This is a genomic window from Actinomadura sp. DC4 (assembly GCF_030406325.1).
Classification (GTDB): domain Bacteria; phylum Actinomycetota; class Actinomycetes; order Streptosporangiales; family Streptosporangiaceae; genus Actinoallomurus.
Window position 1 is genome coordinate 320,719 of the sequence record NZ_JAUEQY010000006.1, and the last position, 18,805, is coordinate 339,523.

Annotated in this window: 14 protein-coding genes; 11 read left to right on the top strand and 3 right to left on the bottom strand. The window is 71.4% G+C overall.

Annotation, left to right across the window (positions count from 1 at the left end; genetic code table 11):
- Window positions 1-222 precede the first annotated feature (222 nt).
- Entirely contained in the window at window positions 223-1,626 is a 1,404-nt protein-coding gene (gene hflX, locus QWU11_RS12970; protein ID WP_290105456.1) for a GTPase HflX, read from the bottom strand.
- Between the two features lie 206 nt (window positions 1,627-1,832).
- On the opposite strand from hflX, the gene aceB reads away from it, so the two are divergent.
- Window positions 1,833-3,434: a malate synthase A gene (gene aceB, locus QWU11_RS12975; protein ID WP_290105457.1), complete on the top strand. Its 1,602-nt coding sequence runs from the start codon at window positions 1,833-1,835 to the stop codon at window positions 3,432-3,434.
- Between the two features lie 4 nt (window positions 3,435-3,438).
- Here aceB and QWU11_RS12980 read toward each other — a convergent pair whose 3' ends face one another.
- On the bottom strand, window positions 3,439-4,074 hold the full coding sequence (locus QWU11_RS12980) for a hypothetical protein (protein ID WP_290105458.1): 636 nt from the start codon (window positions 4,072-4,074) through the stop codon (window positions 3,439-3,441).
- A gap of 105 nt (window positions 4,075-4,179) precedes the next feature.
- Between QWU11_RS12980 and QWU11_RS12985 the strand changes: the two genes are divergently transcribed.
- From QWU11_RS12985 to QWU11_RS13030, 10 genes are all read left to right on the top strand, one after another.
- Window positions 4,180-5,634 carry an FAD-linked oxidase C-terminal domain-containing protein gene (locus QWU11_RS12985; protein ID WP_290105459.1) on the top strand — a complete coding sequence of 485 codons (1,455 nt, stop codon included), beginning with the start codon at window positions 4,180-4,182 and terminating at the stop codon, window positions 5,632-5,634.
- The gene (locus tag QWU11_RS12990; protein WP_290105460.1) at window positions 5,634-6,794 is read left to right on the top strand and encodes an FAD-binding oxidoreductase; all 1,161 of its coding nucleotides are present in this window, start codon (window positions 5,634-5,636) and stop codon (window positions 6,792-6,794) included. The genes QWU11_RS12985 and QWU11_RS12990 overlap by 1 nt, the downstream gene beginning before the upstream one ends.
- The gene (locus QWU11_RS12995; RefSeq protein ID WP_290105461.1) at window positions 6,794-8,056 is read left to right on the top strand and encodes a heterodisulfide reductase-related iron-sulfur binding cluster; all 1,263 of its coding nucleotides are present in this window, start codon (window positions 6,794-6,796) and stop codon (window positions 8,054-8,056) included. The genes QWU11_RS12990 and QWU11_RS12995 overlap by 1 nt, the downstream gene beginning before the upstream one ends.
- Window positions 8,057-8,062: 6 nt before the next feature.
- Entirely contained in the window at window positions 8,063-9,712 is a 1,650-nt protein-coding gene (locus QWU11_RS13000) for an L-lactate permease (RefSeq protein ID WP_290105462.1), read from the top strand.
- A 209-nt stretch (window positions 9,713-9,921) separates the two neighbouring features.
- Window positions 9,922-10,566 (top strand): hypothetical protein, encoded by a 645-nt coding sequence (locus tag QWU11_RS13005; RefSeq protein ID WP_290105463.1) that lies wholly within the window; start codon window positions 9,922-9,924, stop codon window positions 10,564-10,566.
- A 64-nt stretch (window positions 10,567-10,630) separates the two neighbouring features.
- Window positions 10,631-11,299, top strand: a complete 669-nt coding sequence (locus QWU11_RS13010; protein ID WP_354670839.1) for a response regulator transcription factor — start codon at window positions 10,631-10,633, stop codon at window positions 11,297-11,299.
- 19 nt (window positions 11,300-11,318) lie between these two features.
- The gene (locus QWU11_RS13015) at window positions 11,319-12,722 is read left to right on the top strand and encodes a HAMP domain-containing sensor histidine kinase (RefSeq protein ID WP_290105464.1); all 1,404 of its coding nucleotides are present in this window, start codon (window positions 11,319-11,321) and stop codon (window positions 12,720-12,722) included.
- A gap of 46 nt (window positions 12,723-12,768) precedes the next feature.
- Window positions 12,769-14,019, top strand: coding sequence for a bifunctional glycosyltransferase family 2/GtrA family protein (locus QWU11_RS13020; protein ID WP_290105465.1), 1,251 nt, complete (start codon window positions 12,769-12,771; stop codon window positions 14,017-14,019).
- Entirely contained in the window at window positions 14,016-16,364 is a 2,349-nt protein-coding gene (locus tag QWU11_RS13025; RefSeq protein ID WP_290105466.1) for a glycosyltransferase family 39 protein, read from the top strand. The genes QWU11_RS13020 and QWU11_RS13025 overlap by 4 nt, the downstream gene beginning before the upstream one ends.
- Before the next feature lie 426 nt (window positions 16,365-16,790).
- A complete protein-coding gene (locus tag QWU11_RS13030; RefSeq protein WP_290105467.1) occupies window positions 16,791-17,093 on the top strand; it encodes a hypothetical protein in 303 nt (100 codons plus the stop codon).
- Here QWU11_RS13030 and QWU11_RS13035 read toward each other — a convergent pair.
- Window positions 17,032-18,762, bottom strand: coding sequence for an ABC transporter family substrate-binding protein (locus QWU11_RS13035; protein WP_290105468.1), 1,731 nt, complete (start codon window positions 18,760-18,762; stop codon window positions 17,032-17,034). The genes QWU11_RS13030 and QWU11_RS13035 overlap by 62 nt on opposite strands.
- Window positions 18,763-18,805 lie beyond the last annotated feature (43 nt).

The window sequence follows — 18,805 nt, forward strand, 5'->3', positions numbered from 1 at the left end:
GGTCAGACGACCATCCGGAGCAACGAACCCGGAAATCTCGGTTTCGTCACGGTAGTGCACCGACGCCCCCCTGTACAGCCTTTGACCGGTTAACCAAACCCTCAACCGCCCCAACGGCCGACTGCTACAGGCGCTTTGACGATACCTCAGAAAGGCCCCGAGGACGGCGGGTACCAGAAAGGCGACCGGGGCCGAACACGTCGGCCCCGGCCGGGGACGTTCTCACACCTGTGCGGAGGCGTACGGCTCCAGCTCGGCCGCCATCCGCTCCGGAACCCGCGCGTGCAGCGCGGTGCCCTCGGCGGTGTGCTCCTGAGAGAGCACCTCTCCCAGATCGTGTACGCGCGCGACCAGGTCACCCCGGTCGTACGGCACCAGGACGTGCAGCTCACGCTCGGCGCGCGGGAGGCCGTCCTCGATCGCCTGGAGCAGCTCCTCCATGCCGGCGCCGGTGCGCGCCGAGACGACGACGCTGTGCGGCTCCTGGCGGCGCAGCCGCGCGATCGCCATCTCGTCGGCGAGGTCGGCCTTGTTGATGACGATCAGCTCGGGCACGTCGGCGCCGCCGACGTCGCGCAGCACCTCGCGTACGGCGGCGATCTGGGCCTCCGGGTCGGCGTCGGAGCCGTCGACCACGTGGAGGATCAGGTCGGCGTCGGTGACCTCCTCCAGCGTCGAGCGGAACGCCTCGACGAGCTGGTGTGGCAGGTGCCGGACGAAACCGACGGTGTCGGCGAGCGTGATGGCGCGCCCGTTCGGCGTCTGCGCGCGGCGGATCGTCGGGTCGAGGGTGGCGAACAGGGCGTTCTCCACCAGCACTCCCGCGCCCGTGAGGCGGTTGAGCAGGCTCGACTTGCCGGCGTTGGTGTAGCCGGCGATCGCGACGGCGGGCACCGCGCGGGTGCGCCGCTGGGACCGCTTGGTGTCGCGCGCCTTGCCCATCTCGCCGATCTGGCGGCGGAGCTTGGCCATGCGGGTGCGGATGCGCCGGCGGTCCAGCTCGATCTTGGTCTCACCGGGGCCGCGGCCGCCGATGCCCACGCCGCCGGCGGCACGGCCGCCGACCTGACGGGACAGGTTGCCGCCCCAGCCGCGCAGGCGCGGCATCAGGTATTCGAGCTGCGCCAGCTCCACCTGGGCCTTGCCCTCGCGGCTGCTGGCGTGCTGGGCGAAGATGTCCAGGATCAGGGCCGTACGGTCGATGACCTTGACCTGGACGATCTCCTCCAGGCGGCGCAGCTGGCTCGGGGCCAGCTCTCCGTCGCAGATCACGGTGTCGGCGCCCGAGGAGATGACGACGTCGCGCAGCTCCAGCGCCTTGCCGGAACCGACGTAGGTCGCCGGGTCGGGCCGCGAACGCCGCTGCATCAGGCCTTCGAGGATCTCCGAACCGGCGGTCTCGGCGAGGAGCGCGAGCTCGCGCAGGGAGTTTTCGGCGTGGGCCTCGTCGCCCTCGGTCCAGACGCCGATGAGGACGACGCGTTCGAGCCGCAGGGCCCGGTACTCGACCTCGGTGACGTCGCGGAGCTCGGTGGACAGCCCCGCGACCCGCCGCAGTGCCTGGCGGTCCTCGAGGTCGAGCTCACCGGTCAGCGGCTCTGGCTCTTCGTAGGAAAAAGTAGACATCTTCCCCCATGTCAACGCCGGAACATCCCCGGATCTTCCTTGATGCTGCCACGAGTGGCCGATTCGCACACCTCGATATCCGTACGGGGCACCGGACCTGGACGGGGGTAAGGGGAAGGCGGACCCCGCTTTGACCGGTCCGCGAACACGTTATTAGTCTTTCCGCTAAGCAGAAGTGGTTTTTCGCTATACGAAAGGGCAGGTACATGGCTGGACCCGCAGGCGTGGAGTTGACCGGCCCCGTCGAGGGGCGTTTCGAGGAGATCCTCACGCCCGATGCGCTGGGCTTCCTCGCCGCCCTCCAGCGCGAGTTCGGCGCCCGGCGGCGTGAGCTGCTCGGCCTGCGCGCCGAACGGCAGGAGGAGCTGGCCCAGGGCGGCACGCTGGAGTTCCCGGCGGACAGCGCCGACGTGCGCCACGACGACACCTGGCGGGTGGCCGACCCGGCCCCCGGCCTGGAGGACCGCCGCGTCGAGATCACCGGCCCGACCGACCAGAAGATGACGATCAACGCGCTCAACTCCGGCGCCAAGGTCTGGCTCGCCGACTTCGAGGACGCGAACACCCCGACCTGGGAGAACATGGTCGGCGGCCAGCTCAACCTGCGCGACGCCCTCGACCGGCGGCTCGACTTCGAGACCGGCGGCAAGTCGTACGCGCTCAAGCCGGACGAGGAGCTCGCCACCATCGTCGTGCGCCCGCGCGGCTGGCACCTGGAGGAGAAGCACGTCCTCGTGGACGGCGACCGCATGTCGGCCTCGCTGTTCGACTTCGGCCTCTACTTCTTCCACTGCGCGCGCCGCCAGCTCGACAAGGGCAAGGGACCGTACTTCTACCTTCCGAAGATCGAGAGCCGTCACGAGGCCCGTCTCTGGAACGACGTCTTCAACCTCGCCCAGGACCTCCTGGAGATCCCGCGCGGCACGATCCGCGCGACCGTGCTGATCGAGACCATCCCGGCCGCGTTCGAGATGGAGGAGATCCTGTACGAGCTGCGCGACCACTCCGCGGGGCTCAACGCCGGCCGGTGGGACTACCTCTTCTCGGTGATCAAGAAGTTCCGCTCGCGCGGGCGACAGTTCCTGCTGCCCGAGCGGAACGCGATCACGATGACCGCGCCGTTCATGCGCGCGTACACCGAGCTTCTCGTGCGCACCTGCCACAAGCGTGGCGCCCACGCGATCGGCGGCATGGCCGCGTTCATCCCCTCGCGGCGCGACGAAGAGGTCAACAAGGCCGCCTTCGAGAAGGTGCGGGCGGACAAGACCCGTGAGTCCGAGGACGGCTTCGACGGGTCCTGGGTCGCCCACCCCGGCATGGTGGACATCTGCCGCGAGATCTTCGACGGCGTTCTCGGCGACCGGCCGAACCAGCGCGACCGGCTCCGTGAGGACGTGTCGGTGTCCGCCTCGGACCTGCTGGCGGTCGACAAGACCCCCGGTGAGATCACCGAGGCGGGCCTGCGCAACAACATCAGCGTCGGTCTGCAGTACATCGCCACCTGGCTGGGCGGCAACGGGGCGGTGGGGATCTTCAACCTGATGGAGGACGCCGCGACCGCCGAGATCGCCCGCTCGCAGGTGTGGCAGTGGATCCACAACGACGTCGAGCTGGCCGACGGCCCGAAGGTCACCCCCGACCTGGTCGAGCGGCTCATCGACGAGGAGCTCGGCAAGATCCGCGAGTCCTACGGCGACGCCTTCGACGAGAAGCGGTTCGCCGACGCCGTGTCGCTGTTCAAGGAGGTCGCGCTCGCCGATGACTACGCCGACTTCCTCACCGTGCCCGCCTACGAGCGGATGCTCTGACCGCTCAGATCGCGATCGGCAGGGTCTCGATCCAGCAGTCCGGCACCCGCGGGGCGATCCGCGCGCAGGCCTCCTCGGCGTCCGCGCGGGACAGGAACACCCCGGTGCCCGACTCGCTGCCGAGCCGCGGCCCGGTCATGACGACGTAGACCATGCGGTACGTCTCGCGCCGCGGCCGATCGCCGTCCTCGGAGGTGCCGAGGGCGGCGATCAGGTCGCGGCCGGAGGCGATGTTGAAGCCCGCGCCGGCGCCGCCCAGCGGCTGGGTCGGCCAGGCGTAGGCGTCGCCGGCGTCGAAGAAGCTGTGCCGGGTGGGCTCCAGGACGCCCTCCTGCCAGCCGACCGCCGCGGCGACGACGTGGTCGGTACGCCCCTCGGTCTCCAGCAGGAAGACGCGCCGCCCGCCGATCCGCTCCGCCTCCTCGGCGGTCGCGCACCTGATCACCAGCCGGTCGAGCCCGTCGCGGATCTTGACGGCCTCGACCGGCTGGAACAGCAGGTCCACCGTCGTCTCGCCGGTGCTGCGCAGGAGCAGCCGGCCGCCGGCGTACGCCCACAGGGCGAACCGGCGGTCGCTGCGGAAGATCTCCGTGCCGGGGATGAGCCGGTCGTCCGTGTCAAGCCAGGCGTTCGAGTTCACCAGCGCAGGATTCCGGTCCGCCCTTCAGCAGGTCAACGCCTTGCCCGGAGGTGCCAGGTCACGCCTTGATTCCGACTAGTTTGGATCTGTCCAGAAAGGTCAAGGATGGGTGTTGTGACAGCAGGGCTCGACGGGCTCGCGGAGCGACTCAAGGTCATCACCGGAGCGAAGAACGTCATCACCGACCCCGCCGAACTCCGCACGTACGAGTGCGACGGACTGACCTACCACCGGGCGACGCCGGGCGTGGTGGTCCTGCCCGACGGCGCCGAGCAGATCGCCGAGATCGTACGGGCCTGCACCGCCGAGAACGTCCCGTTCATCGCGCGCGGCTCCGGCACCGGCCTGTCCGGGGGAGCGCTCCCCCGCACCGACGGGGTGCTGATCGTCACCTCGCGCATGCGCCGCATCCTGGAGATCGACGTCGACGACGAGCGCGCGGTCGTCGAGCCGGGCGTGATCAACCTCGACGTCTCCAAGGCCGCGCGGCCGCACGGCTACTACTACGCGCCGGACCCCTCCAGCCAGCAGATCTGCTCCATCGGCGGCAACGTCGCGGAGAACTCCGGCGGCGCGCACTGCCTGAAGTACGGCTTCACCGTCAACCACGTCGTGGCCTGCGAGATCGTCACGCCCGACGGCGACATCGTGGAGCTCACCGAGGGGCCCGGCTACGACCTGCTCGGCGCGTTCGTGGGCTCGGAGGGCACGCTCGGCATCGCCACCAAGATCACCGTACGGCTGACGCGGGTGCCGGAGGCCGTCGAGACGCTGCTCGCGGCGTTCACCTCGATCGAGCAGGCGGGCGAGGCGGTTTCGGCGATCATCGCGGCCGGTGTCGTGCCCGCCGCGATCGAGATGATGGACGCCCTGTCGATCGAGGCCGCCGAGGCCGCGGTGCGCTGTGAGTACCCCGCGGGCGCCGGCGCGGTCCTCGTGGTCGAGCTGGACGGCCCCGCCGCCGAGGTCGAACGCCAGTTCGCGCAGGCCAAGGAGTTGTGCGGCGACGCGTTCGAGATCCGGGTGGCCGCCGACGACATCGAGCGGGCGCTGATCTGGCGCGGCCGCAAGTCCGCGTTCGCCGCGGTGGGGCGGATCAGCCCCGACTACATCGTCCAGGACGGCGTGATCCCCCGTACGGCGCTGCCCGAGGTGCTGGCCCGCATCGACGAGCTGTCCGGCGACAGCGGCGTCCGCGTCGCCAACGTCTTCCACGCCGGCGACGGCAACCTGCACCCGCTGGTGCTGTTCGACGACGCCGTCCCGGGCGCGGGCGAGCGCGCCGAGCTCGTGTCGGCGAAGATCCTCGACCTGTGCATCGAACACGGCGGGTCGATCACCGGCGAGCACGGCGTGGGCGTCGACAAGGCCAAGCACATGCCCCGGATGTTCACCGAGGAGGACCTGGACACCATGCAGATGGTCCGGTGCGCCTTCGACCCGGACGGATTGTGCAACCCCGGCAAGGTGTATCCCACCCCGCGGCTGTGCGGCGAGGTGCCGGGGCGGCGTACGAAGGTCCACCCGCTCGTGGAGAGCGGAAAGGCGGACCTGTTCTGATGGCCTCTCCCCTCGACACCCTCGCGAAGGCGTGCGACGCGCGTCCCGCCGAACCCGAAGACGCGATCCAGGGGATCGCCGCCTCCTACGTCGCCGCGCCGTCGACCGTGGCCGAGGCGAGCGACCTGCTGCGCGCCGCCGCCGAGCACGAGCTGACCATCGTGCCGCGCGGCGCCGCCACCAAGCTGCACTGGGGCGCCCCGCCCGAGCGCTGCGACCTGATCGTCGACACGCGGCGGCTCGCCCGGGTGATCGAGCACGTGGCGGGCGACCTCGTCGTCAAGGCCGAGGCGGGCCTTCCTCTCGACGACCTGCAGGAGGTCCTCGCGGACAGCCGGCAGCAGCTCGCGCTGGACGGCCTCGTGCCGGGCGCGACGGTCGGCGGCGCGGTCGCCGCCGCGACCGCGGGCCCACGGCGGCTGCTCTACGGTTCGGCCCGCGACCTGCTCATCGGCATCACGGTCGTGCGCGCGGACGGCGTCGTCGCGCACGCCGGCGGCAAGGTGGTCAAGAACGTCGCGGGCTATGACCTCGGCAAGCTCTACACCGGGTCGCGCGGCACCCTCGGCCTGATCACCGAGGCGGCGTTCCGCCTGCACCCGCTGCCGCAGGCGAGCGCGTACGTCACCGCGACCGCCGGGGACGCCGCGCAGGCACTGGAGCTGACGCGCGCGCTGCTGCGCTCGCCGCTCGTACCGGCCGCGATCGAGGTCGACGGGCCGGGTCCGATCAACGTCACCGTCCTGCTCGAAGGGGTCGCCGAGGCGGTGCCCCATCGTGCGGAGGCGGCGCGGGAGCTCATCGGCGGCGAGATCACCGACGCGCCGCCCGCCTGGTGGGGACGGCTGCCCGAAGGAGACGTCCTCGCCGAGGTGCGCGCGGCCCCGTCCCGGCTTCCCGCGATCTTCGACTCGGAGCCCGGGCACGTCCGCGGCTCGGCCGGGCGCGGCGTCTGGCACGTCACGCTGCCCGTGGACGGCGCGGAGGAGGCTCTTACGCGGCTGCGGCGGCACGCCACCGCCGTCGTGCTCGCCGCGCCGGACGGCACGGCGCTCGACCGATGGGGTCCGATCCCGGCCCTGCCGCTGATGCGGCGCGTGAAGGACCAGTTCGACCCCGGGCACCGCCTGTCGCCGGGACGTTTCGCGGGAGGGATCTGATGGACGACTTCCCCAAGCTGCTCGACGACTGCGTGCACTGCGGGTTCTGCCTGCCGACCTGCCCGACGTACGAGCTGTGGGGCGAGGAGATGGACTCCCCGCGCGGGCGCATCCACCTGATGACACAGCTCGAGAAGGGCGAGCCGCTCAGCGGCTCGATGGTCGAGCACTTCGACCGCTGCCTCGGCTGCATGGCCTGCGTGACCGCCTGCCCGTCGGGCGTCCAGTACGACCGGCTCATCGAGGTCACCCGCGCCCGGGTCGAGGACGAAAGGCCGCGCACGCGCACCGACCGGCTGCTCCGCGAGGCGATCTTCGCGGTCTTCCCGTACCCGAAGCGGCTGCGGGCCCTGCGCCTGCCGCTCCGCGCGTACCAGGCGTCCAGGATCAACCTGAGCCCGCTGCTCGAACGCCTCTCCCCCACGCTCGCCGCCATGGAGCGGCTCGCCCCGCCGCGCGCCCGGCACGTGAAGCTGCCCGAACGCGTCGAGGCGTGCGGCGAGCGCCGTGCCGTCGTCGGCATGCTCACCGGCTGCGTGCAGCGGGAGTTCTTCCCGGGCGTCAACGCCGCGACCGCCCGCGTGCTGTCGATGGAGGGCTGCGACGTCCTCGTCCCCAAGGGCCAGGGCTGCTGCGGAGCGCTGTCGCTGCACAGCGGCCGGGCCGCCGAGGCGAAGGACTTCGCCAAGGCCACGATCGCCTCGTTCGCGGACGTCGAGGTGGTCGTGGTCAACGCGGCCGGCTGCGGGTCGGCGATGAAGGACTACGCCGACGTGCTGGCCGACGAGCCGGAGTGGGCCGAGCGGGCGCGGGAGTTCAGCGCCAAGACCCGTGACCTGGCCGAATACCTCGCCGAGCTGGGCCCGCGCGCCACCCGGCACCCGCTGGAGCTGAGCGTCGCCTACCACGACGCGTGCCACCTCGCGCACGCGCAGGGCATCCGCGCCCAGCCCCGTGACCTGCTGAAGAGCATTCCCGGCCTGGAGGTACGGGAGATCGCCGACCCCGACATCTGCTGCGGTTCGGCGGGCGTCTACAACCTTCTCCAGCCGGAGGCCGCCGGCGAGCTGGGCGACCGCAAGGCCGCGAACGTCTCGGCGGTCGGCGCGGACCTTCTCGTGGCGGCCAACCCCGGCTGTTCTCTGCAGATCGCCACGGCGCTGGGGCGCCGGGGCGAGAAGATCGCGGTGGCCCACACCGCTGAAGTACTCGACGCGTCCATTCGGGGGATCGGCAAGGAGTTCGTGTCCACCCGGAGGTGACCCCCGTTGTACCGCCAGGTTCTCGATCCCGTCGCCCACTCACTGGCCTGGAGCTCGCTCGTAGCGGCGCTCCCACTGATCACCCTGTTCGTGCTGCTCGGCCTCTTGCGCATGCGCGCGTGGCTGGCGTCGGTGATCGCTCTCGCCGTCTCGCTCGTGATCGCGATCTGGGCGTACAGCATGCCCGTCGGCCAGGCCTTCCTGGCCGGCAGCGAGGGAGCGGTGTTCGGCTTCTTCCCGATCCTGTGGATCGTGATCAACGCGATCTGGATCTACACGATGACGGTGGAGACCGGGCACTTCGACGTGCTGCGCCGGACGTTCGCCCAGGTCAGTGACGACCAGCGGATCCAGGCGATCATCATCGCGTTCTCCTTCGGCGCGCTGCTGGAGGCGCTCGCCGGATTCGGCACCCCGGTGGCGATCACGTCGGTGATGCTCATCGCGATGGGCTTCAAGCCGCTCAAGGCCGCGGTGGTCGCGCTCGTCGCCAACACGGCGCCGGTGGCGTTCGGCGCGATGGCCATCCCGATCATCACGCTCGGCGGCGTGACGCACATGTCGAGCGACACGCTCGGCGCCATGGTCGGCCACCAGACGCCGATCCTGGCGATCTTCGTCCCGCTCGTGCTGGTCTTCATCGTCGACGGCCGCCGCGGCGTCGCCCAGACGTGGGTCGCGGCGCTGGCCGCGGGCGTGTCGTTCGGCGTCGCCCAGTGGATCACCTCGAACCACCTGTCCGTGCCGCTCACCGACATCGTCGCGTCGCTGTTCTCGGTGGTCGTCCTGGTCGCGCTGCTGCGGGTCTGGCAGCCGGGCGAGACGCTCGGTGGCACCGAGGCCACGCCGGTCGTCGCCGGAGGGGCCGCCGACGAGCCGACGCCGGAGTTCGCCGGGCGGGTCGCACGCCCTGACGCCCGTGGCGAGATCGTACGGGCGTGGGCTCCGTACGCGATCATCATCGTCGTCTTCGTGCTCGCGCAGATCGAGCCGATCAAGGGCTGGCTGGACGAGCCGACCAAGATCGTCAACTGGCCCGGCCTGCACATCACCGGCGCGTCGGGCAAGGCCTCGACGCTGCCGCAGTTCAAGGTCAACTGGCTGAACGCGGCCGGGAGCCTGCTGCTGGTCTCCGGCCTGCTGACCGCGATCGCGCTCAAGGTCAGCGTCGCGGGGGCGCTCCGCGCGTACTGGGCGACGCTCGTGCAGCTGCGCTGGGCGATCGTCACCGTCATGGCGGTGCTGGGCCTCGCGTACGTGATGAACGCCTCGGGCCAGACGATCACGCTGGGCACCTGGATGGCGGGCGCCGGCTGGTTCTTCGCCTTCCTCTCCCCCGTGCTCGGCTGGCTCGGCACGGCGGTGACCGGCTCCGACACCTCCTCCAACTCCCTGTTCGGCGCCCTGCAGGTGGCCGCCGCCGGCAAGGCGGACCTGTCGCCGCTGCTCATGGCGGCCTCGAACAGCTCCGGCGGCGTGCTCGGGAAGATGGTCTCCCCGCAGAACCTCGCCATCGCCGCCGCGGCCGTCGGCATGGACGGCAAGGAGGGCGACATCTTCCGGCGGGTCATCGTCTGGAGCCTCGTCTTCCTCGCCGGGATGTGCGTCCTCGCGCTGTTGCAGTCGGTGGCGGTCCTGTCGTGGATGGTGCCCTGACCAGGAGTCATCGGCCCAGTGGCAGCATTCCCTCCGAGTGCTTTGCTACGTTATGGGACTCGATCAGCGTCGGACCGCGGCTGCCTGCGACAACGTGAGGCAGCGTGACCGGCACCCGACTCGGACGTGAAGCCATGGCACCCAGTCACCATTCGCATCGACGGAACAAGCAGTCGGGTCACGCCGCCCGCCTCGGCATAGCGGGCGGCGTGACCGGCGTGCTCGGCGTGTGCGCGGTCGCCGGCCTGATCATGATGGTCCGCTCTCACCACAACGGGTCCGAGCCGATCCCGCGTTCGGTGGCGGCGCGTACGAGCGCCACGGCGGCGAAGGGCGGCGTCCGCCGCCTGTCGCAGCTGAAAACTGGCACCAAGCTCGACGTCACCACGCCGGACGGCTACTCCTACTCGCTCGCGGCGGTCAAGGCCGGGACCGACGACCGGCCGCTCGCCAGCACCAAGACGCCGCCGCCGGAGGGCGCGACGCTCGGGTACGTCGACTACGTGATCACCAACACGGGCACCGCCCCGGCGCTGCTGGACTTCCCCGCCGACCTGTTCGTCAAGCGGTCGCTGACCGTCGGCACGGCCAAGACCCGCTGCATGCCGCAACCGGGCGCCCCGTCGGACATGTGCACGCTCCCGGACCACACCGACGTGGTCAACACGCTCGGCTTCGCCGCGCCGCATACCGAGGACGAGGACCAGTACATCCCCGCCGGGGCCAGCTATCTGGTCCGGGTCGCCACCGACCTGCCGGTGAGCGACTCCACCGACGCGCGCGACCTGGGGCTGTACGTCTGGAACCCGCGCTTCACCCCGGACCGGCGCGCGATCCAGGTGCCCATCCCCTGAGATTTCAATGAGAACGGCCGTACGTCAGCTCGTTCCGGTCGAATCGCGGGATACCGTCGGTGACGTGCGCATTCTGGTGGTGGACGACGAACCCGCGGTCCGTGAATCCCTCGCGAGCAGCCTGGAGTTCGAGGACTATGAGGTGGTCACGGCGACCGACGGCCTCGCGGCGCTGGACGAGCTCGACCGTACGCGCCCCGACCTGGCCATCCTCGACGTCCTCATGCCGCGCATGGACGGGCTGACGACGTGCCGCCGCCTGCGCGCCCGCGGGGAGACGCTCCCGGTGCTCATGCTGACCGCCCGCGACACGATCGGCGACCGGGTGACCGGCCTGGACGCGGGCGCCGACGACTACCTCGTCAAACCGTTCGAGCTCGACGAACTCCTCGCCCGCGTCCGCGCGCTGCTGCGCCGCAGCCTGGCTACCACGCGCGGCGGCGACATCCTGGAGTACGCCGGGCTGCGGATGAACACCCTCACCCGCGAGGTCACCCGCGACGGCCGGCCCCTCGACCTCACCCGTACCGAGCACACGCTGCTGGAGATGTTCCTCACCCACCCCCGCCAGGTGCTGACCCGCGAGCAGATCCTCAAGGCGGTGTGGGGTTTCGACTTCGAGCCCTCGTCCAACTCCCTGGACGTGTACGTGATGTACCTGCGCCGCAAGACCGGCGAACCGCGTCTCATCAACACCGTGCGCGGCGTCGGGTACGTGCTGCGGACCCCATGATCGGTCGAAGGAGGGGGCCGTGACGCGCCACCTGTCACTGCGAGCCCGGCTCGCGGTCCTGACCAGCTTCGCCGTCGCGGTCGCGGTCGCGGCCTGCGCGGTCGGCTGCTGGTTCGTCGTACGCGGCCGGCTGATCGACCAGCTCGACCAGTCGCTGTCCCGTCCGGGCGCCGGCGGGCCCTCGGGCGGCGGCGGGTTCGGGGGCGCGCGCGACATCTGTGACAAGCCCTCCCAGGGCGGCGACGACCGGTTCCGCCAGTTCCTGCCGACGCTGCAGGTCGTGGAGCCGGACGGCTCGTCCTGCAGCGCGCAGGGCGCCACGCAGACGCTCAAGGTCGCCCCGTCCGACATCCAGGTCGCGCAAGGAGTCAGAGGGGCCACCTTCCGCGACGGCGAGACGACGGACGGCACGCCGATGCGCGTGTTCACCCGCCCGGACCCCGCCGGCGTGGCGGTGTCCACCGCCCGGCCGCTCACCCAGGTCACCGACTCGCTCAACAGCCTGGCGCTGCTGCTCGTCGCGGTCGCGGCGGTCGGCGTGCTCGGCGCGGCCGTCGCGGGCCTGCTCATCGCGCGCGCCGGGCTCAAACCGGTGGACCGGCTGACGGACGCGGTCGAGCACATCGCGCGCACCGAGGACCTCGCCACCACGATCCCCGAGGGCGGCAAGGACGAGATCGCGCGGCTGAGCCGGTCCTTCAACAGCATGACCCGCGCGCTGGCCGGTTCCCGCGACCGCCAGCAGCAGCTCATCGTGGACGCCGGACACGAGCTGCGCACGCCGCTGACCAGCCTGCGCACCAACGTCGACCTGATGCTCCGCAGCGAGACGACCGGACGGCCGCTGCCTCCCGGCGACAAGGCACGGCTGCTCGTCAACGTGAAGGCGCAGCTCGTCGAGCTGTCCAGCCTCGTCGGCGACCTGCTGGACCTCTCCCGCGCCGAGGCCGCCTCGTCCCTGGGCGAGGTCGCGCTGCACGAGGTCGTGGACAACGCGGTGCGCCGGGCGCGGCCGCGCGGCCCCTCGATCCGCATCGACGCGGAGGTCTCGCCCTGGTACGTGCGCGGCGACGCCGCGTCGCTGGAGCGCGCCTTCGTGAACCTCCTGGACAACGCGGTGAAGTTCAGCCCTCCCGGCGGGACGGTGACCGTACGGCTCGACGAGGGCGAGCTGACCGTGACCGACGAGGGGCCGGGCATCCCGGCCGAGGACCTGCGTTATGTCTTCGACCGGTTCTGGCGCTCCCCGTCGGCGCGTGGCCTGCCCGGATCCGGGCTGGGGCTGGCGATCGCGGCGCGCGCCGTACGCGAGACGGGCGGCGAGATCCGGCTGGGAGCGGCCGAGGGCGGCGGCACGTCGGCGTGGCTGCGGCTGCCGGGCACGCCCGCTCCGGCCGAGCCGACTTTTCTCATGGGCGGTTAAGAAACGGCTCACTCCACTCCCACGGTCGGCGACGACCTTGGTCGGTATGAGCGAGCTGACGACTTCCCTGTCACCGGGACCGCAGATGCGGTTTCGCGTGATCGAGGGACTCTCCGAGCCGCGCGGTCCCCTCATCGAGATCGCGATTCCGGCCTACAACGAAGAACATGTTCTGGCGGCGAGCGTACGGCGCCTGCACACGTACCTCATCGAGACGTTCCCGTACCGGTTCGTGATCACGATCGTGGACAACGCCAGCACGGACCGGACCTGGGAGGTCGCCGAACGGCTCTCGCTCGAACTGCCGGAGGTCGAGGCCGTGCACCTGGAGCGCAAGGGCCGCGGGCGGGCGCTGCGGCACGTCTGGGGCACCAGCGAGGCCGACGTCGTCGCGTACATGGACGTCGACCTGTCCACCGACCTGGACGCGTTCCTGCCGCTGGTCGCCCCGCTCGTGTCGGGCCACAGCGACCTGGCCATCGGCAGCCGGCTGTCGCGCGGCTCGGCGGTGGTCCGCGGGCCCCGGCGCGAGATCATCTCCCGTGCGTACAACCTGCTGCTCCACACGACGCTCGCGGCGCGGTTCTCCGACGCGCAGTGCGGGTTCAAGGCGGGCCGGGCCGAGGTCGTACGCGCGCTGCTGCCGGCCGTGGAGGACCAGGCGTGGTTCTTCGACACCGAGCTGCTGCTGCTCGCCGAGAAGAACGGCCTGCGCATCCACGAGGTGCCGGTCGACTGGATCGACGACCCCGACAGCCGCGTCGACGTGTTCCACACCGCCCTGGACGACCTGCGCGGCATGGCCCGGATGGGCCGCCGGCTGCTGTCCGGCGCGCTGCGGGTACCGGTCCCGTCGCGCCCGGAGCGGCTGCCGGCCGGGATGCGCTCGCAGGTGCCGAGCTTCGCGGTGATCGGCGTGGTGAGCACCGTGGCGCAGCTGATCCTGTACGCACTGCTGCGGCTGTTGCTGCCGGTGATCCTCGCCAACGTGGTGTCCTACTTTCTCGCCGCGATCGCGAACACGGCCGCGAACCGGCGCTTCACCTTCGGTGTGATCGGCAAGCGGCGTGCCGTACGGCACCAGTTGGAGGGCGGCGTGGCCTTCCTCGTCGGCCTCGCGGTCAGCACGGGCGGGCTCGCGGCGCTGCACGCGCTGTCGCCGCGCGCGCCGCGGCTCGCCGAGGTGGCCGCCCTGCTGGGGCTCAACCTGTTCGCCGCCGTGATCCGGTTCGTCCTGCTGCGCGCCTGGGTGTTCCACCCGCGCCGCGTCGCCGTCCTTGAGGAGCAGACCCGATGACGACTCTTTCGGCGCCCGTTTCGGCCCGGCCCGTGGATCGGGTGGCGCCAGGTCCGGACCCGCGCTGGGCACGGCCCGCGCTGGCCGCGATCCTGGCGCTGGCCGCCGTGCTCTACGCGTGGGGCCTGTCCGGATACGCCAATGAGTACTACTCGGCCGCGGTCAAGAGCGGCACTCTGAGCTGGAAGGCGTTCTTCTTCGGCTCGCTGGACTCCGGGTCCTTCATCACGGTGGACAAGCCGCCGATGGCGCTGTGGGTCCAGGAGATCTTCGCGCGCGTCTTCGGCTTCGGGACGTGGAGCCTGCTGCTGCCGTCGGTCCTCATGGGCGTCGCCGCGGTCGGCCTGCTGTACACGACCGTGCGGCGCGCCTTCGGCCCGGTGGCCGGCCTGATCGCCGCGCTGGTCATGACGCTGACGCCGATGACGGTGGCGATCAACCGGGACAACAACCCGGACACGCTGCTGGTGCTGCTGCTCGTGCTGGCCGCGTGGGCGGCGCAGCGCGCGCTCGAGTCGGGGCGGTTGTCGTGGCTGCTGGCCTCGGCGTTCTTCCTCGGATGCGGCTTCAACACCAAGATGCTCCAGGCGTACGTCCTGCTGCCGGCGCTGTTCTTCGCCGTCCTGCTGTTCGGGCAGGGCACCTGGCTGCGGCGGGTCCTGCACCTGCTCGCCGCGGGGGCGGTCCTCGCGGTCTCCAGCTTCTGGTGGATGGTCGTGGTCGACCTGATCCCGGCCTCCGACCGGCCCTACATCGGGGGCAGCACGGACAACACGGTCTGGGACCTGGTCATCGGCTACAACGGCCTCGGCCGGGTGACGGGCGAGAACGGCGGCGGACCGGGGGGTGGGGGCCAGGGGGCGAGCTTCGCGGGCGCCTCGGGGCCGGGCCGGCTGTTCAACGATGTCGTGGGGGGCCAGATCTCGTGGCTGCTGCCGTTCGCCGGGCTGGCGCTGGTCGCCGGCCTGATCTTGCTGTGGCGGCGTCCGCGCACGGACCTTGCACGGGCGGCGGTCGTGCTGTGGGGCGGCTGGCTGGTGGTGCACTTCGTGGTGTTCAGCTTCTCGAACGGCACGATGCACCCGTACTACACGACCGCGCTGGCTCCGGCGATCGGGGCGCTGACGGGCATCGGCGCGGTGCTCCTCTTCGACGCGTACCGCCGCTCCGGCGCGTGGGCGTGGGTCCTGCCGCTGGGCGTCGCGGTGACGGGTGCCTGGTCGTTCGCACTCCTGCGCCGGACACCGTCGTGGAACGGCTGGCTGCCATGGACGGTGGCTGCGCTCACCGTGATGGCCGTGGCCGGCCTGCTGGCCGTTCGCTTCGGGCGCGACATCGGCGACAACGCCCGCTCGGCGGCCATGACGACGGCCGATAACGGGCCCCCGGACGAGGTGGTTTCGTCGTCGGAGCGCTCAGATGCCGCTGAGGCGCAGCCCAAAGCCTCCCGGCTGGGGCACCTGAAGCGTGGGACGGCCTCGGCGCCGCCTGGATCCGGGGCCTCGTCGGGGCGGTCCGGTGACTCCGGCACGCGGCCTGCGGCCTCGCGGATGGGGCGAGTGATGCTCGTGGCCTCGGGGGTCGGTCTGCTGGCGGGGCTGGCCGGGCCGGCCGCGTACGCGGTCTCGGCCGCCTCGTCCGGCGGTACGAACGGCAGCAATCCGCTGGCCGGTCCGTCGTCGGGCGGTGGCTTCGGGATGGGCGGGCCCGGTGGCCGGCCGGGTGGCGGTGGACAGATGCCCGCGGCGGTCCGCGAGATGATGCGGGAAGGGCGCTTCCCCGGCGGTCAGCCCCCGTTCGGCGGCACGGGCGCTCCCGGCGGCTCGGGCGCTCCCGGCGGCTCGGGCGCTCCCGGCGGCTCGGGCGCTCCCGGCGGGTCGGGCGCGCCTGGTGGGTCGGGCGCGCCTGGTGGGTCCGGGGCGGGTGGTCGGCCTGGCGGGCCCGGTGGGGGCGGGCCGGACGGGATGGGCCAGGTCAGTTCTCAGCTCATCTCGTACCTGGAGAAGAACCGTGGCGGCGCGACCTGGCTCCTCGCGGTCCCCAGCGCCCAGAACGCGTCCTCGATCATCCTGCAGACCGGGCAGGCGGTGATGGCCATGGGCGGCTTCACCGGCAGCGACCCGGCGATGACCGTCGCGAAGCTGCAGGCGTACGTCAAGGCCGGGAAGCTGCACTACGTGATGACCGGCGGAGGCGGGTTCGGAGGCGGCCCGGGCGGTGGCGGCAGTTCGGCGGTGACCTCGTGGGTCACGAAGAACTGCACGGCCGTCAAACCCGCCACCTACGGCCTCACGACCTCCACCCAGACCGGCCAGACCGGCCAGACCGTCTACCGCTGCGGCTGAGAACCCGCCCCGCCGAGCGGAAGGAGGACACCCGACGGCGTAGCGAAACTCCTCACTCAGCGAGCCGGAACCCGGCCTCATGGCCGGGTTCCGGCTCGTCGCCTTGGTCATTGATAGTAATCACCCACTCTCTCTCCGTATCGAATCGGATCGGTCGGACAGCAATCCCGGCACGCCCGTCACGGCGGTTTACCCCGGCGGGCCCGATCCTTTGTCCCCCGCCAATCGGTGGCCCGAAAGACGACGATCATGGCGTTTCTGCGGCTGTACACGGTCAGAACCAGCCAGGTCGCGGTATAGCGCTCGCCACGCCCCACGGCGCAGCGACGCCTGGGGGGCAAGTTCCTGCCGTTGGGGCCTGTTCACCATGGGGAATGCTGGTTAGCATCACAGCCACTGAACAGCGTGGGCAGAAGGGTGCCGGCGATGGCGGGAGTGCTGTTTGACAACCCGTTCTACGGGAAGCTCGCCCAAGCGGTAAATGGCGTCAGGAAGGACGCCATTGATCTTGAACGAATGCTCAACAGTTCGTTCGACGTGGCCCAACACGCGCAGCCGGGCGTGGGCTATCCGGGCAACGTCGACACCCAGCGCCGGCAGCTCAGATGGGCGCTGATCAGCATCGTTCAAGCCGCCGAGGACGCGCTCCGCAACACCCCGATGAAGGTCACAGCCGAAGAGGCCGTAACCGGCGGGCGGGGCCCGTACGGCTCGCCGAGCCTCTGGTGACCGCCTGAAAACCGACGTCGGTCCATACCGGCGTGGAGAGCCCGAAGGCGCCCCAGTTCACGAGGGTGCGGCGGGTCGGCACGATCTCGGGACGCTGGTACAGCGTCAGTGAGTGCACCTCCGCCCAGATCATCCGGTCCGCCTCGTTCGCGTACCGGCGTGCCCGCGCCGCGTTCAGCTCGCCGGTGGCCCGGCCGAGGACGGCGTCGAGCCGTGGTGAGCCGATCCGGGCGACGTTCTGCCGCGGGTCGCCGCCGCGCGGGCGCCCGTAGATCGGCTCCAGGCCGGAGATCGGGAAGGGCCCGCCGATCCAGGAGAACGGCGCTAGGTCGTACGCGCCCGGGATGAGGTACCGGTCGAAGAACTCGCTGTCCGGAACGGGCCGCTGCTCCAGCCGTACGCCCACCCGTCCGAGCATGGCCCCCATCAGCTCGCCGCTCTGCCGGCTCGCCGCCGCGCTGAGCGGATAGACGTAGCGCAGCGTCAGCGGCGCGCCGTTCCGGCGGCGGACGGAGCCGTCGGAACGCCAGCCCGCCTGGTCGAGCAGGCGCCCGGCCCGTACGGGATCGTAGGCGTCCAGTTCGCCCGCGTTGTCCCGGTAGCCCTGCTGGGTGTTCACGAAAGCGTGGTCGTTCAGGAGGCGTACCGGCCAGCCGAGGCCGGCCAGCGACGAACGCGCGATGGCGCGACGGTCGACGGCCATCGCGACGGCCCGGCGGACGTTCACGTCGGCCAGCGCGGGCGCGGCGCCGTTGAAGGTGAGCTGGCTGAAGTTCGGCCCGGCCGCCCGGCGGACCACGGTGCCGGATACCTGCCGCGCCCGCCGGTACGCGGCGGCGTCGGCCCCCGTGTCGAAGGAGTCGATCTCCCCGCTGGCGAACGCCCCGGGCATGGCGTCGCGAGCGAGGTACCGGAACACGACGCGGTCGAGCCTGGCAGGCCGCCCCCACCAGCGCGGATCCCTGACGATCGCGACCGTACGCGCGGTCCGGTCGATCCGCTCGGGCCGGAACGGGCCTGCCGTGATCGGGATGCGGCCCACCCAGGCGTGACTCCACGCGGCCGGGCCGCCGATCCCCTTCGCCGGGTACAGCGGGCTGAACAGGCCGCGCCATTCGCCGAACGGCCGGGCGAAGGTCACGACGACCTGCCGGTCGCTGGTGCCTCGCCGTACGCTCTCGATGCGCTCGTACCCGGCCGACGTGGTGATCGGGTACGCGGGGTCGCGGCCACGGCAGGCGCGCCAGAGGGCCTGGAAGTCGCGGAAACCGAGCGGCGTGCCGTCGGACCAGCGGGCCTTCGGGTGGAGGTCGTACGTGATGACCTGCCGGGAACCGGCCCGGGTGACCGCGGCGCGGGTGAGGTAGGCGGGGTCGCGAGTGACTCTGCCGTTCTGGTCGCTGCGGAACAGCCACGGCATCATCGCGCCGAGGATCCGGGCGGTGTCCAGGTCGGCGCCGCCCAGGTACCAGTAGTTCCACTGCGTACGGAACTCCGTGGTCGCGAGCCTCAGCGTGCCGCCGTCTCGCACCCGCTCGTACGGTATGGGCGCGATGTCGTACGCGGCGATGGTCTGTGCCGTCGCGTCGCGATGTGGTGTCTCGTTTTTCGGCCCGGCGCATCCGCTCAGGAGCGACAGCACCGCCAGCAGGGCGACGTAGAGCCTCATCAGCGACTCTTTCGGGGGACGACGTCCCGATCGGGAGGCGCCT

Bases quoted from the DNA above. Each gene is read 5' to 3' on its own strand.
- QWU11_RS12990 (WP_290105460.1), top strand. From the start codon at position 5,634: ATGGCCTCTCCCCTCGACACCCTCGCGAAGGCGTGCGACGCGCGTCCC.
- QWU11_RS13030 (WP_290105467.1), top strand. From the start codon at position 16,791: ATGGCGGGAGTGCTGTTTGACAACCCGTTCTACGGGAAGCTCGCCCAA.
- aceB (WP_290105457.1), top strand. From the start codon at position 1,833: ATGGCTGGACCCGCAGGCGTGGAGTTGACCGGCCCCGTCGAGGGGCGT.
- QWU11_RS13020 (WP_290105465.1), top strand. From the start codon at position 12,769: ATGAGCGAGCTGACGACTTCCCTGTCACCGGGACCGCAGATGCGGTTT.
- QWU11_RS12995 (WP_290105461.1), top strand. From the start codon at position 6,794: ATGGACGACTTCCCCAAGCTGCTCGACGACTGCGTGCACTGCGGGTTC.
- QWU11_RS13035 (WP_290105468.1), bottom strand. From the start codon at position 18,762: ATGAGGCTCTACGTCGCCCTGCTGGCGGTGCTGTCGCTCCTGAGCGGA.
- hflX (WP_290105456.1), bottom strand. From the start codon at position 1,626: ATGTCTACTTTTTCCTACGAAGAGCCAGAGCCGCTGACCGGTGAGCTC.
- QWU11_RS12985 (WP_290105459.1), top strand. From the start codon at position 4,180: ATGGGTGTTGTGACAGCAGGGCTCGACGGGCTCGCGGAGCGACTCAAG.
- QWU11_RS13025 (WP_290105466.1), top strand. From the start codon at position 14,016: ATGACGACTCTTTCGGCGCCCGTTTCGGCCCGGCCCGTGGATCGGGTG.